Annotated in this window: 12 protein-coding genes; 6 read left to right on the top strand and 6 right to left on the bottom strand. The window is 60.3% G+C overall.

Features of this window, described 5'->3' with window-relative positions:
* Window positions 1-13: 13 nt before the first annotated feature.
* The 5 genes from FHW77_RS21245 to FHW77_RS21225 form a co-directional block, all read right to left on the bottom strand.
* Window positions 14-1,351 carry a sensor histidine kinase gene (locus tag FHW77_RS21245; RefSeq protein ID WP_006698137.1) on the bottom strand — a complete coding sequence of 446 codons (1,338 nt, stop codon included), beginning with the start codon at window positions 1,349-1,351 and terminating at the stop codon, window positions 14-16.
* A 21-nt stretch (window positions 1,352-1,372) separates the two neighbouring features.
* Window positions 1,373-2,026: a response regulator transcription factor gene (locus FHW77_RS21240; RefSeq protein ID WP_004437591.1), complete on the bottom strand. Its 654-nt coding sequence runs from the start codon at window positions 2,024-2,026 to the stop codon at window positions 1,373-1,375.
* A gap of 66 nt (window positions 2,027-2,092) precedes the next feature.
* Window positions 2,093-3,760 carry a phosphoethanolamine transferase gene (locus FHW77_RS21235; protein WP_044459493.1) on the bottom strand — a complete coding sequence of 556 codons (1,668 nt, stop codon included), beginning with the start codon at window positions 3,758-3,760 and terminating at the stop codon, window positions 2,093-2,095.
* 186 nt (window positions 3,761-3,946) lie between these two features.
* The gene (locus FHW77_RS21230) at window positions 3,947-4,210 is read right to left on the bottom strand and encodes a spike base protein, RCAP_Rcc01079 family (RefSeq protein WP_035207506.1); all 264 of its coding nucleotides are present in this window, start codon (window positions 4,208-4,210) and stop codon (window positions 3,947-3,949) included.
* 240 nt (window positions 4,211-4,450) lie between these two features.
* Window positions 4,451-5,362 (bottom strand): LysR family transcriptional regulator, encoded by a 912-nt coding sequence (locus tag FHW77_RS21225; RefSeq protein ID WP_004437596.1) that lies wholly within the window; start codon window positions 5,360-5,362, stop codon window positions 4,451-4,453.
* A gap of 188 nt (window positions 5,363-5,550) precedes the next feature.
* On the opposite strand from FHW77_RS21225, the gene FHW77_RS21220 reads away from it, so the two are divergent.
* The 6 genes from FHW77_RS21220 to FHW77_RS21195 all read left to right on the top strand — a co-directional run bounded on the left by FHW77_RS21220 (window position 5,551) and on the right by FHW77_RS21195 (window position 12,692).
* The gene (locus FHW77_RS21220) at window positions 5,551-7,683 is read left to right on the top strand and encodes a TonB-dependent siderophore receptor (protein WP_182590683.1); all 2,133 of its coding nucleotides are present in this window, start codon (window positions 5,551-5,553) and stop codon (window positions 7,681-7,683) included.
* A 28-nt stretch (window positions 7,684-7,711) separates the two neighbouring features.
* Entirely contained in the window at window positions 7,712-8,614 is a 903-nt protein-coding gene (locus FHW77_RS21215; protein ID WP_044459491.1) for an iron-siderophore ABC transporter substrate-binding protein, read from the top strand.
* Window positions 8,611-10,575, top strand: coding sequence for a Fe(3+)-hydroxamate ABC transporter permease FhuB (fhuB, locus tag FHW77_RS21210; RefSeq protein WP_044459490.1), 1,965 nt, complete (start codon window positions 8,611-8,613; stop codon window positions 10,573-10,575). Before FHW77_RS21215 ends, fhuB begins: the two co-directional genes overlap by 4 nt.
* Window positions 10,576-10,609: 34 nt before the next feature.
* Window positions 10,610-11,419 carry an ATP-binding cassette domain-containing protein gene (locus FHW77_RS21205; protein WP_044459604.1) on the top strand — a complete coding sequence of 270 codons (810 nt, stop codon included), beginning with the start codon at window positions 10,610-10,612 and terminating at the stop codon, window positions 11,417-11,419.
* A 248-nt stretch (window positions 11,420-11,667) separates the two neighbouring features.
* A complete protein-coding gene (locus FHW77_RS21200; RefSeq protein ID WP_004437608.1) occupies window positions 11,668-12,195 on the top strand; it encodes a DUF992 domain-containing protein in 528 nt (175 codons plus the stop codon).
* Window positions 12,196-12,293: 98 nt separating this feature from the next.
* The gene (locus FHW77_RS21195) at window positions 12,294-12,692 is read left to right on the top strand and encodes a c-type cytochrome (RefSeq protein WP_044459488.1); all 399 of its coding nucleotides are present in this window, start codon (window positions 12,294-12,296) and stop codon (window positions 12,690-12,692) included.
* Window positions 12,693-12,694: 2 nt separating this feature from the next.
* On the opposite strand, the gene recX is transcribed toward FHW77_RS21195, so the two are convergent.
* Window positions 12,695-13,285, bottom strand: coding sequence for a recombination regulator RecX (gene recX, locus FHW77_RS21190; RefSeq protein WP_044459487.1), 591 nt, complete (start codon window positions 13,283-13,285; stop codon window positions 12,695-12,697).
* Window positions 13,286-13,332: the final 47 nt, after the last annotated feature.

The following is a 13,332-nucleotide window of genomic DNA, read 5'->3' as shown; positions in this document are numbered from 1 at the left end:
TTCTTTTTTGCGTTCAGGCGGCTTCGCTGGGAATGATCACGCGGGCTTCAAAACCGTCCTGCTGACCTTCTGCGGGAGAGGAAAGCACCAGTTTTCCGCCGGTCTGTTCCACCAGGCTTTTGACGATAGCCAGACCGAGCCCGGTGCCGTCAGCCGTAGACTGGCCTCTGGTGAAACGTGTCGTCAGCTTGGGCAATAACACCGGATCGACGGTCGGCCCGGCATTTACGACGCGGATCGCGCCGTCTGTTTCCGCAATCACCTGCACGGGGCTTTTCGGTGGGCTGTGAATCAGCGCATTTTCGAGAAGGTTGCGGATGATGATACCGAAGGCATCCGGACCGATCCTGCCGGACAGGGCGCCTTCACAGCGATTGGTGAAGCGGATGCGAGACGCCCCTATCGCCGTCCTGCTCATATCGTCGATAACGAGTTCGAGCACGGGGATGAGATCGCTTGTCTTATCCGTGAGCCCGATCCTGGCTTCAGCCCGGGACATCTGAAGCAGTTTCTCGGCGAGGTGGGCGAGGTGCTGCAGGGATTTTTCGATGTTTTCAACGCGTGGCGCAAGCTCCGGGGGAATATCGGCGTGCAGCCGCTGCGCCTGCGCCAGCGCGCCGGCAATCGGGGTTCGCAATTCGTGGGCGCTATTGGCGGTGAATTCCCGCTCCGCCTCGATTGTCGAGCGCAGCCGCCCAAGCAGCAGGTTGACCGATCGCGCAATGGGGTGCAGTTCGGGCGGGAAGGGCTGAGTTGCAAGCGGCGCGAGATTGCCGCCGTCCTTCTTGCCGATTTCGTCGCGTAAGGTTTGCACCGGCTGAAGCGTTCGCCGCACGACGAGGATGACCGCAAAAATGCTGGCAGGAATGAGAATGAGCACGGGCAACACCAGCGCGGTGCCTGCCTCCACGATTGCCTCGCGGCGATTTGCGAATGCATCGGCGACCTGCAGGAAATAGTTGCCGTCGGGTGAGGCGACCGTGAAGATGCGCTGCGACGATGTTTCTGAAAAACCGGGGTCGAGAGAGACTTCGAAAGGCTCCGTCGAACTGTCATGCGAATGCAGCACGACCTGGCCTTCTCGGTCGCGAACCTGATAGGTCAGATATTCCGCTCCCTCTGCCGACTGGTTGAGCTTCTGCGCGGCCGGCGCGGTATTGTTCTCACGCAGGTCGTCGAGCAGAAGCGGCAGCAGTCTTTCCGCGGTTTCCTCGAGACCGGCATCGAAAATCTCAGCGAACTCGTCCTGCATCACCATGACGCCCAACCCGCAGGCGAGAAGCCATGATATGGCGACAACGCTGGTCAGCGCCATCACGAGTTTGCGGGTCATGCTGGTCGGTCTGGCCATCTGTATCTACCTGGGGTTCGTCTATTTGATCGTGTAGCCAACGCCACGCACCGTCTCGACGCGGTCATGGCCGATTTTCTTGCGCAGCCGGCTGATATAGACTTCGACCGTGTTGCTCTCTATTTCCGCGCCGAATTCGTACAGGGTGTCGTGCAGCTGCGCTTTCGAGACGACTGCGCCGGGATGCTCGACCAGTTTCTCCAGCACGGCCCATTCGCGGGCGCTGAGCGTCTGCGCCGTGCCATCGACCGTGATGTTGCGCGCTACCTGGTTGATCTCGATGCCGGGCAGGCGGATGACGGGGGCGGAACGCCCCTCGTAACGACGCGAGACCGCCAGCATGCGTGCTGAAAGTTCGTTGAGATCGAAAGGCTTGACCAGATAATCGTCCGCGCCGGCATTGAGCCCGGCAATCCGGTCGGAGACCTGGTCATGCGCCGTCAGAATTATGACCGGCGTGGCGTCGTCGCGCTTGCGCAGGCTTTGCAGAAGGGTGATGCCCTCGCCGTCAGGCAGTCGCATGTCGAGCAGGATCAGGCCGTAACCCATCGTCAGCGTCGCCGCCATGGCGTCGCCCAGCGTCTTGAACCAGTCGACAGCGTGACCCGCCGCGGCCACATGGTCCCGCAGCGCCTCCCCTAGCACATGATCGTCTTCAACAAGCAGAACCCGCAAGACAGCTCCCTCTATCGCGTCGTCTTGCGTATCTTGTTCTCCGGATAAGCGTCAAGCACTGTCTGTTCAGCTCGTCCGGCGTTGGGTACAGCCGCTGAAGACATCGAGCGAGGGATCGTAGACCGAGGTGGAGACGTTCATCATTCCAAGGATGCTGTGGAAATAATTGTCGTGCGAGCGCCCGCCCTCTGCCGCGCTTTTCGCAAGGCAGGCCTTGTCCAGTCCCATGGATTTGGCAAAATCGTCATCGAACCACACGAGAAACGGCACATGGGTCTGCTGGTCGGGCGCGAGGAGATAGGGCGCGCCATGCAGGTAGACGCCGTTTTCGCCAAGCGACTCGCCGTGGTCCGAGGCGTAGATCATGCCTGTTGCCAGCTTGTCGGAACGCGCCTTCAGCTTGTCGATCACGGTAGAGAGGAAGTGGTCGGTATAAAGAAGCGTGTTGTCGTAGGAGTTGACGATTTCGGCGTCGCTGCAATTGCCAAGCTCGGCGGTGCGGCAGTCTGGCGTGAACTTGCGGAACTCGTCGGTGTAACGCAGGTAGTAGGTCGGACCATGGCTGCCCATCTGGTGCAGCACGATGACACTATCCTTCTTGACGTTATCGAGCCAGGCGTCGAGCTTGTCGAAAAAGATGTCGTCGCGGCATTCCCCGCCGGTGCAGAAGCGGCTGTCATTGGTGGAAGGCAGGTCGAAATAGGGGATACGGTCGGCGACGTCCTTGCTACCGGTATTATTGTCCAGCCAGGTCGCGCTGACCCCTGCATGGACGAGGACATCCATGACATTTTCATTCGCAAGCGCCTTCTTGTGGCTATATTGCGAGCGTGTGAATTGCGAGAACATGCAGGGAATGGAAATCGCCGTCGCGGTGCCACAGCTCGTTGTGCTGGGGAAATAGACCACATCGCGCTTCTTGAGCTCCGGATTGGTTTCCCGCCCGTAGCCATTCAGCGAAAAATTCGCCGCGCGGGCAGTTTCGCCCGCAACGATGACGGTAATGCGTGGCTTATGCACGTTACCCAATGCGGGCAGGACTTTGGCGTCCTTGCCGATTGGGCTGACCTGAATATCGACTTCCTTGCCGGCCTGCGTGAAATAATGCACCGTCGACATGATCGGTGACAACGGATTGACGCTCTTGACGATATCCTTGTGCTGGCGAATGGCGGTGGTGAAGGTCTTGGAGTTGGCGAAGCTGATGATGCCGGTTATGGCAAGGCAGACCAGGATGCTGATCGTGTTCCACAGAAGCTTGTCGAGGATCGGCCGGTGCCGGATGCGGACAGCGACGACGACGAGAGACGGCACCAGCCCGTAAATCGCCATATGCCAGAGAAAGCCGGGCGTGATCAGATTGCCCGCTTCCGCCTGCGTCGTCTCCATGGCGTTGCGGATCATGTCGCTGTCGATGACGATACCGTAGCGATCCATGAACCAGGACGCCGCCGCCGCCGCGAAGATCAGGACGATCAGAAACGGCCTGAGGAGATATTTGGCGGAGAAAATCGTGATGAGCGCGCCGAAAAAGGCGATCATGGCAACATAGAGCGCGACGATGGCGACCGGATAGGCGGAAAGATAGGTATGAACCTTCGACCAGAATGTCCGGTTCGTGAAAAACAGAAGATAAGCCGCCGTTAGCAGGCTCAGCGCCACGCTGCCGATTTCCGGACGATAAGTTGTTGTTCCCGTCGCTTTCGCGGTAAAAAGAGCCACTGCCAGATCCACCAAATTTTCGATAGGCCGGCGGCGATGACAAGCGAGCGCAAACGCCCCTTTCCGGTTTGCCGCATGGGCCGGTCAATGGCGCATGCAGGATTTTGCTGACATCAACCTGAAAGCTTGTCATGAAAGTGTCATGTTGCATGGCATTGCCTCCATAGTGTGTGTGGCGCTGTTGCCGCGGAGAGAGCATCAGTTGAGCCCGACAATGCCGGTTGCGGTGGTGCGCGTCGAAAATATCCGCGTTGCGCGGACCGGCAGCAGGCTGCCGGCGGGCAGGTTCTGGAAGGTCACGGTTGCCCCGGAAAGCACAGTCAGGCAAAGATGTCCGCCATTGCCCACATAGATCGCGCGTGTGGCGGAAGGAAGCGGCTTTGCATCGTCCGGAACGACGTCAAAAGCGTGGGAAGCCGGTGATTCGAGGCCGGCGGCGTAGTGGTCGTAAATCTCAGCCATTGCTGTCTCCCATAAATCGAAATCTGTCGCGATTATGCAGTGGGCCGGGGCGGCGGGGAGATGCGGGGAAGGAGATTTTTACCCGGTCACCGGAACGACGTCCGGCAGGCAGCCATCTGCCCGGCAATTCCGGGCATTGCGGCGCACCGTCGTCGCTCGATCAATGCCGCGCGACGGAGGGCGGCGGATTTTTCGTCCCCGGCGAATAAGGTGCGACACGGATATTTCCTTCCACGCGGCTCAATTGCGGGCGTGGAGAATGAAGGCCCTGACGGCGGGCGAGGCTTCGGTTTTCCGGTGGGCGATGGCGAGGTCCGACGTCGTGGCGCTTGCCGCAAGCGGCACATAGCGCACGCCGGGCAACCGCAGGCAATCAAGCGAGCGCGGCACCAGCGCAACGCCAAGGCCAATGGCCACCATGCTGACAATGGTCGTGTAGTCCCTGCCTTCCGGGCTGATTGCCGGCTGGAACCCGGCTTCGTTGCAGGCCTCGATGGTGTTGTAATGAAAGCCGACATCCGGCGGCTGCCGCGGCGTGATGAAGGTTTCACCGGAAAGATTTTTCAGATCGACCTGCGGGGCAAAAGCCAAAGGATGGTTTTCCGGCAGCGCTGCCATCAAGGGCTCCCGCAAAACCACGTGGGTTGTCACACCTTCCGGAACAGGGGCGGGCGGGCGGATAAAGGCGAAATCCAGATTGCCGTCGGCAATCCTGGCCAGTTGCAGCCGCATTTCCATCTCGATCAATTGCAGCTCCACATCGGGATGGGAGGCGCGGAAACTGGCGATCGACTGTATCATCAACCCGGAATAGGCGGCGGAGGCGACATAACCGATGGAGATGCGCCCGGTTTCGCCGCGGCCGACACGCTTCAGCGTTGCAAGCGTCGCCTCGGCATTCGACAGGATTTTCCGGGCATCCTCGTAAAGAAGCTGGCCTGGCATGGTGAGCTTCACCGACCGCCTTGTGCGATCAAGCAACGGCATGCCGACGATCTGTTCAAGCGCCATGATCTGCTGGCTCAAACCCGGCTGGGCAATGCCGAGGCGGGCAGCGGCGCGCTCGAAATTGCGCTCGTCTACCAGCGTGGTGAAATAGCGCAGATGCCGCAGCTCGAACGCGTCAGCCCGGTTCGCCGGTTTTCTGCCCATTGTCAGCGCCTTTTTTGGCAGGTTTTGAATAATTCCAAACTATTATGGAGAGAGATTTCATAATCAAAAATTATGAAAAAATCCAGTTTCACTTATTGGATCGAAATCCACACCTTGCGTAATAAGATGACTTTAATTCTCCAGTAAATGACCGCCTATGGTGGCTGCGGGTGACGAGGGATTTTGGCGTGCAGGGAAAAACCAAACACATTTCCATTCTGGCTGGTGGCTGTGCCGCCATTGCTTATGTGGCGTTCCTTGCCCCGGCTTCCGCCTTTGCTCAGGACGCCGGAACCACGGTGCTGCAGACCATCACCGTTGACGGCGCGAAAAATCAGGACCCCAAGGCGCCCGTGAAGGGTTATGTGGCAAAAACCAGCGCCAGCGCCACCAAGACAGGGCGATCCCTGATCGAGACGCCGCAATCGGTATCCGTCATCACCAGAGATCAGATGGATGCGCAGGATGTCCGCAATCTCGGCGAGGCGCTGAATTACGTCCCGGGGGTGGTTGCGCAGCCGTTCGGCGCCGATCCGCGTTTCGATGCGCCGCGCATTCGCGGCTTTCAGGGGAATCAGCTGCAGTTCCTCAATGGTCTGCGGCTGATGCGGACGGCCGGTGCGCCTTCTTTTGAGGTCTACGGTCTGGAGCGCGTGGAGGTCATTCGCGGGCCCGCTTCCGTGCTCTACGGGCAGGGCAATCCCGGCGGCCTTATCAATCTCAGCAGCAAACGGCCGACCTTCGAACGGTTCGGTGAAGTCGGTGCGCAGATCGGCAGCTTCGATTATTATCAGTCGATGTTCGATATTGGCGGCCCGGTGGCGGATAGCGACAGTTTCGCCTATCGCCTGACCGGCCTTGCGCGCAACGCCCATGCCCAGACGGACAATTTGCAGAACGACCGTTATTTCATCGCGCCGGCTCTCACATGGCAGCCGGACGAGGATACGAAGCTGACTGTTCTTGCCTCCTATCAGCACGACAATCCGAGTTCGCCCTCCGGCCTGCCGCCGGCGCTGACCTATTTCAGACCCGGCCATATGCTGGACCGCAGCTTTTATGTCGGTGATCCGTCCTTCGATACATCAAACCGCAAGTTCACCAATATCGGTTATGAATTCGAACACCGCTTCGATGAGACCTTCACCTTCCGTCAGAATGCGCGTTATTCCAATTTCGACTGGTCCTACCGCGCGCTCGGCATGTCTTCGACCAGCGGCGGCATGATAGGCAATCTCATCCGTCGCAATGCGACGTTCCAGGACGAGCTGCTGAACACCTTCAACATCGACAACAGCCTCCAGGCGGATTTTTCCACGGGGCCGATCGATCATACCCTGCTTGTCGGGCTGGATTACCGCTATTTCGACAATAACGTCAAAACCGAGTTCTGGGCCGCAACGCCGCTCAATCCCGTCAATCCTGTTTATGGCGGGCCGATCAGCCTTACCTCGCGCACGCTTTATGCCGATGTGAAGACCGATATTTCCCAGATCGGCCTTTATGCGCAGGACGAGATGGCGATCGAGAACTGGCGCATCATTGCCGGCCTGCGGCAGGACTGGGCAAGCACCAGCGGCACGACCTTCAATGGCACCACCTATCGCACGCTCGACAAGGATGACCACAAGCTGACCGGTCGTGTCGGCGTCAGCTATCTGTTTGATGGCGGAATCGCGCCCTATGTCAGCTATGCAACCTCCTTCGAGCCGGTGCCGCAGCCGGCCGTCGGTGATGCGCCAAAACCGACCACCGGTGAACAATGGGAAGCGGGTGTCAAATACCAGCCGGAAGGTTTCGACGGTTTCTTTTCGGCGGCGATCTACGATCTGAAACAGAAGAACGTCACAACGACGGTTGGTGGCGTGACGCAGCAGATGGATGAGGCGCACGTGAAAGGCCTAGAGCTTGAAGGCGTTGCAAGCCTTGTCGACGGGCTCGACCTGCGCGCGGCCTATACCTACATGGACAGCGAGGTCTCCGGCCGTGTGAATAATGGGAACGAGCTTGATAGCACCCCCCGGCACGCCGCCAGCCTCTGGCTCGATTACACGTTCCCGGAAGATACCGCGCTCGAAGGTTTCGGCATCGGCGGCGGTGTTCGTTACGTTGGAAAACGTTATGGCGATGCCGCCAATACCTTTGAGATGAAGGGGCTCGCCCTGCTCGATCTCGGCGTGCATTACGAGAAGAACGGCTACCGCGCCTCGCTTATGGTGCAAAACTTGACTGATAAAGAATATATTTCTAGTTGCTCCACTTTCGGATGCTATTACGGTGACGGAAGAACGGTCATGGGCAAGCTGACCTATCGTTGGTAACGCCACATCTAAGTGAAGCAGCAGGGGCATGACGCGCAAGGATCGATGGATGTCTCCCGTTTGGGGACGGCGGGAGTTTTTGGCCCTGCTCGCTGCTGCGGCCTTTGCTGGCGCGACGCGGGCACAGTCGACCCCGCGCATTGCCGCCATTGACTGGGCGATGCTCGAAACAGCCGTGGCCCTTGGCGTCGTGCCGGTGGCGGCGACCGAGCTTATCCAGTTCCGGGCGGGTGCGGTGGAGCCCGAAATCCCGGAAACCGTCGCCGATCTCGGCCTGCGCGGCGCTCCGAATTTCGAGCTCCTGCAACTGACCCGACCCGATCTCATTCTGATCTCGCCCTTCTACACCCGCTACACCGGCAGGCTTGAAGCTATCGCGCCGGTCTTCTCGTTGCCCTTTTACGTAAAGGGCGAGCCGCCTTTCGCAAAGGCGCTGGCGGCAGTCACGGCGCTTGGTGAAAAGCTCGGGCGGGCCGAAGAGGCGCGCAGGGTTCTGGGTGAAACGGAAGCGGCGCTGCACGCCATGCGGACTCGCCTCGCCGGATTTGCGGCGCGGCCGACCTATGTGATCAATATCGGCGACGCGCGGCATTTTCGCGCTTTCGGTGCGGACAGCATGTTCGGGGATGTTCTTGGCCGGCTGGGGCTCGCCAATGCCTGGGTGGATCGTTCGCAATTCACTTTCTCGGCTCCGGTCCCGATTGAAAACCTCGCGGCCTCGCCGGACGCCCGCATCGTCGTCGTCTCCGATATTCCGGTCGAGGCACGGGAAACGTTGCGCAACAGCGCAATCTGGCGGGCACTGCCTGCCGTGCGGGCAAACCGTGTTGTGACGCTTGCCAATGTCGCCCCCTATGGCGGCATCACCGCCGGCATGCGTTTTGCGCGGCTTCTGACCGAAGCGCTTTCGGTGCGGGGGGAAGCCCTGTGACGGCGCGCCCTCTCCAGATTGTCCTGGGGCTGCTGTTCGCTCTCGCCTGCGGGCTCTCCCTGCATGCAGGGCTGCTCCGGCTGCCGTTCAGCGCATGGCCCAGTCCACCGTTCGATGCTGCCAACCTGTCGATGGATCAGGTGATTTTCGCCTTCAGCCTGATGCCCCGCGTGGCGGTTTCCGTTCTGGCGGGCGCGATGCTCGGTCTGTCCGGGGCGCTTTTCCAGCAATTGCTGCGCAATCCGATTGCCGATCCTTCGACGCTCGGCATCTCGGCCGGCGCGCAACTGGCAATCGTCATCGCCACCCTGTTTTTTCCGTCTGTTCTGGACGGCAACCGCGCCCTGGTGGCGCTTGCCGGGGCCGCTGCGGCCGCGGGTATTGTCTTCCTGCTTGGCTGGCGGCGCTCCTTCGAGCCGGTGACCATGGTGGTGTCAGGATTGCTGGTCGGCATCACCGCCGCTTCCGTTTCCGCGGCGCTGACGCTCGCGCAGGGCGAATATCTGATGTCTCTGGTGGTCTGGAACGGCGGCTCGCTTAGCCAGCAGGACTGGTCGAACGCCCTGTCTCTCACCTGCCAGCTTCTGGCAGGGCTCGTTCTGACCGGCCTGCTGATAAGGCCTTTGACGATTCTCGGTCTCGGCGATTCTGGTGCTCGATCGCTCGGCGTATCGCTGTTTTCGATCAGGCTCGCGGTTGCGGCCGTCGCGGTCATGCTGGCCGCCTTCGTTGCTTCTGCGGTCGGTCTCGTCAGCTTTATCGGTCTTGCCGCACCGGCACTCACCCGGGCGCTGGGCGTGCGGCGCTCGTCTTCCGTTCTGTTCGCTTCGCCGCTGCTCGGCGGTCTGCTTCTATGGTTCTGCGATAGTCTGGTCCAGCTTCTGGCAAGCACGACGGCGGAAGTTTTTCCAACGGGCGCGGTGACGGCCATGATCGGCGGTCCGCTGCTTCTGTGGCTCCTGCCGAAAATCCGGCCCACAGACGTGCAGCGCGGTGAAGGCGTCGAGCTTGCGACAAGACGCCGGCCTACGTCCCTGCTGCCTGCACTGGCCATCATGGCGGTGCTGGTGTTTGCCGCACTCGCCGTCGGCAAGGGACCGGATGGCTGGGAAATGCTGAAGGCGGACGATCTGCAAAGCCTGTTGCCGTTCCGCTGGCCCCGGCTGCTGGCCGCCATGGCCGCTGGCGGTCTTCTCGCGATGGCGGGTGCTCTTTTGCAGCGACTGACAGGCAACCCGATGGCGAGCCCGGAGGTGATCGGCGTCAGCGGCGGTGCGGGCCTCGGTTTTGCCGTCGCCATCACCATTTTTCCGGCAGCAGGCCTGCTGGAACTGTTTTGCGGCGCCGGCATCGGCTCGGCGGTCGTCATGATCCTTGTGCTCTTCTTCGCCGTGCGCAGGCACCTCCCGCCGGAAAAGATACTGCTCGCGGGCATTGCCGTCAGTTCGCTCTGCTCGGCGGTGCTTTCGGCGCTGCTTGCCATTGGCGACCAGCGGGCATGGCAGATTCTCGCCTGGCTCAGCGGCTCGGGTTCGACGGCAACGCCGGCTTCGGCGATCTTTCTCGCCGTTCTTTCCATCGTGCTTCTGGCGGGAGCGTTATCGGTCACGCGCTGGCTGACGATCCTGCCGCTAGGGCGGGATGTGCCGCTCTCCCTCGGCCTGCCGCTCGGCGCTGCGCGAACCGCCGTCATCGCCGTGGCCGGCATTGCCACCGGTGCCGCCTCGCTGCTGGTTGGTCCCTTGAGTTTCGTCGGGTTGATGGCGCCCCATATTGCGCTGCGCTCTGGTTTCACAACGCCACGTGACCATCTCTTCGCCTCCTTCCTGTTCGGCGCGGTGCTGATGGCGCTTTCCGATCTTGGCGCGCGGACGGTGACCTTTCCCTATGAACTGCCGCTCGGACTTTTTGCGGCGCTTGCCGGCGCGCCCTATCTGATCTGGCTTTCAGGCAGGCGATGATGAATTTTTTGAAAGATGCATGGAGATGAGAAGCATGGGTCAGGCAGTGCCTGCGGCCGATTACGATGATATGCCGCTTTTTTCTCTGGATGGCGTCACCATGGAAGTGCCGGGCAGGACATTGCTGCAGCCGCTGACGGCCAGTTTTGCAACCGGCAAGACCATCGGCCTGATCGGCCATAACGGTTCGGGAAAATCCACGCTGCTGAAGATTCTCGCACGGATACAGGAGCCGACGGCGGGCCGGGTGTCCTTCGAAGGGAAGGCGCTTGCCGCCTGGGGCAATCGGGAATTTGCGCGAAAGCTCGCCTATCTGCCGCAATACACGCCGGCCGCTTCCGGCATGCTGGCCAAGGAACTGGTTGCACTTGGCCGTTATCCCTGGCACGGCGCGCTGGGCCAGTTTACGAAGGCGGATCAGGAAAAAGTGGACGAGGCGATCGAGCTTACCGATACCGTTGCCTTCCGCGACCGGCTGGTGGATACGCTTTCGGGTGGCGAGCGTCAGCGCGTCTGGCTTGCCATGCTGGTGGCCCAGAATGCCGAAAGCCTGCTTCTCGATGAACCCATCTCCGCACTTGACCTGGCGCACCAGATCGAGGTGCTTTCGCTGGTGCAGAGACTGTCGCGTGAAAAAGGCCTTGGCGTCATCGTCGTGCTGCACGACGTCAACATGGCGGCACGCTTCTGCGACGAGATCGTCGCGCTGCATTCCGGCCGGTTGATTGCCCGGGGAACGCCGGAAGAGATCATGACGCCGGAGACGCTGGAGCGCATCTATGGCGTGCGAATGGACGTGATGACCCACGCCGCCACCGGCCTTCCCGTGGCCCTGCCGCTCTGATGTTGTTGCTACAGAACCACGCCCGCCAACGCTTGCTGTTGATGGTGATTCCGCACGCATTTCCCGCCCTAACAATGTCTTAATGGCATCCTACCGCCATCAGACATTGTTAACCGTTCGGCTTTCATCGCCTCCAATTAAGTTGTTTTGGATCGATTTCAGGGAACAAACGTTAACAGTGCGGAATTCAATATCCGGAGAGGGCAAGAAGGGCTGCTGCGGGTAGGAATAAAACAGGAGATAATCAGATGAAAAAGGCTGTTGCCGTAACTTTTGCCGCATTGACGATGGGCCTTGGCGGAACCGCATCCGCACTCGCTGCCGACCTTGCACGATACGAGCCGGCTCCGCAGGAGCAGGACGATCGCAACGGCGTCAAGATCGGTTACCTCACCTGCGATATCGGCGGCGGCGTCGGTTACGTTCTCGGCTCGGCCAAGGAACTGGATTGCACCTTCCAGTCCACGATCGGCGCACGTCGTACCGACCACTATAGCGGCGCTATCCGCAAGATGGGCGTTGACCTTGGTTTCACCACGCAGGGCCGTCTGGTCTGGGCCGTTTTCGCCCCGACAGCCGGTTACCACCGCGGTTCGCTCGGCGGCCTCTATCAGGGCGCAACGGCTGAAGTCACCGTCGGTCTCGGCGTTGGCACGAACGTTCTCGTCGGCGGTACTTCCGGCTCGATCCAGCTGCAGACAGTGAGCGTGACCGGCCAGGTTGGCCTCAACCTCGCCGCCACCGGCACCTCGGTGACGCTGACGGCCATGAACTGATCCGGCTGATGCCCGGAGGCTAGAGCCGGGCATTAGGTCGCATGACAAAACACGCCCTCTTCGTTGTCAGACGCAGAGGGCGTTGTATTATCAGGGGTATGATGTCCCCGATCAAAAAAGTCGCGGCCGCGGTCGCATTCATCCTCCTCCCGGCGTCGGGCGCTTTCTCCGAAGGCGATGCTGCGCATGGCGAGAAGGTTTTCAGCCGCTGCTCCACCTGCCACAGCATCGACGCGCCGCGCACCCGCATGGGGCCACATCTGATGGGCGTGGTCGGAAGACCCATCGCATCTATCGCTGACTACAGCCACTATTCACAGGCGCTGAAGGATGCTGGAGCGGCAGGCAGGGTTTGGTCGGAGGAGGAGTTGCAGAAATTTCTGTCCAGTCCGAAGAAGGCGCTCCCGGGAAATGCAATGCGCTTTTTCGGCCTCTGGAGCGAGAGTGATATCGCCGATCTCATCGCTTATCTGAAAACCCGTCCGCTGCCGCAATAACGTCAGAGCGGTGCTTCCGATAAAATATCTTCCGCTTCTTCCGTCGTCATCGACATAACCTTCGACCCGATTTCGAAACCAAAACCATTGCGGGCAAATGCCGAAAACTCCTTTGCCTTGCGCTTCTCATTAAGCTCGACCCGACGGTAAGGGCCAAAAGCGCGTTTTCGCGCAAAATTGATGGCTGCGACCAGATCGTTGGTTTCCTGAAGGGCGACGGCTGCGGTCTCCCGGTCTATCCCCTTAAGCTGAAGCTTTTGCGCCAGCCCCCGTTTCGATTTGCCGCTGCGCTGCCCGCTTCGCACGGTGATTTCCGCAAAGGCCGTATCGTCAAGCGCATTGATCTCATAAGCGAAACGCACCGCGAAATCGCCAAGCGCCTTTATCTGCGCGACGCCGATATCCTCGAATTTTTCCCGTGCCTTGCGCATGATGGCGTCGCGCAGCTGCTTTTCCGTCATCATGCGCTGTTCCAGCCGGTATAGAGCGGAATTGCGTGCCCAGGAGAGCATGCGGCTGGTTGGTTCAACGGCCGGCGCTTTGCCGTCGAACTCCATATCGTCAGTCAGGAAGAGGTTGGAATCGTCACTCATGGGCCAATTATAGCGCTCTGAAGCGATCTTGCCACTTCCTGCCAGAC

Source organism: Agrobacterium sp. RC10-4-1, assembly GCF_014138475.1.
GTDB classification, from domain to species: domain Bacteria; phylum Pseudomonadota; class Alphaproteobacteria; order Rhizobiales; family Rhizobiaceae; genus Agrobacterium; species Agrobacterium pusense.
Note: the sequence above shows the minus strand (reverse complement) of the source record. Positions and strands in the feature narration are given on the sequence as shown.

Bases quoted from the DNA above. Each gene is read 5' to 3' on its own strand.
- FHW77_RS21245 (WP_006698137.1), bottom strand. From the start codon at position 1,351: ATGGCCAGACCGACCAGCATGACCCGCAAACTCGTGATGGCGCTGACC.
- FHW77_RS21230 (WP_035207506.1), bottom strand. From the start codon at position 4,210: ATGGCTGAGATTTACGACCACTACGCCGCCGGCCTCGAATCACCGGCT.
- FHW77_RS21225 (WP_004437596.1), bottom strand. From the start codon at position 5,362: ATGGGCAGAAAACCGGCGAACCGGGCTGACGCGTTCGAGCTGCGGCAT.
- FHW77_RS21215 (WP_044459491.1), top strand. From the start codon at position 7,712: ATGACGCGCAAGGATCGATGGATGTCTCCCGTTTGGGGACGGCGGGAG.
- FHW77_RS21205 (WP_044459604.1), top strand. From the start codon at position 10,610: ATGGGTCAGGCAGTGCCTGCGGCCGATTACGATGATATGCCGCTTTTT.
- FHW77_RS21200 (WP_004437608.1), top strand. From the start codon at position 11,668: ATGAAAAAGGCTGTTGCCGTAACTTTTGCCGCATTGACGATGGGCCTT.
- FHW77_RS21195 (WP_044459488.1), top strand. From the start codon at position 12,294: ATGATGTCCCCGATCAAAAAAGTCGCGGCCGCGGTCGCATTCATCCTC.
- recX (WP_044459487.1), bottom strand. From the start codon at position 13,285: ATGAGTGACGATTCCAACCTCTTCCTGACTGACGATATGGAGTTCGAC.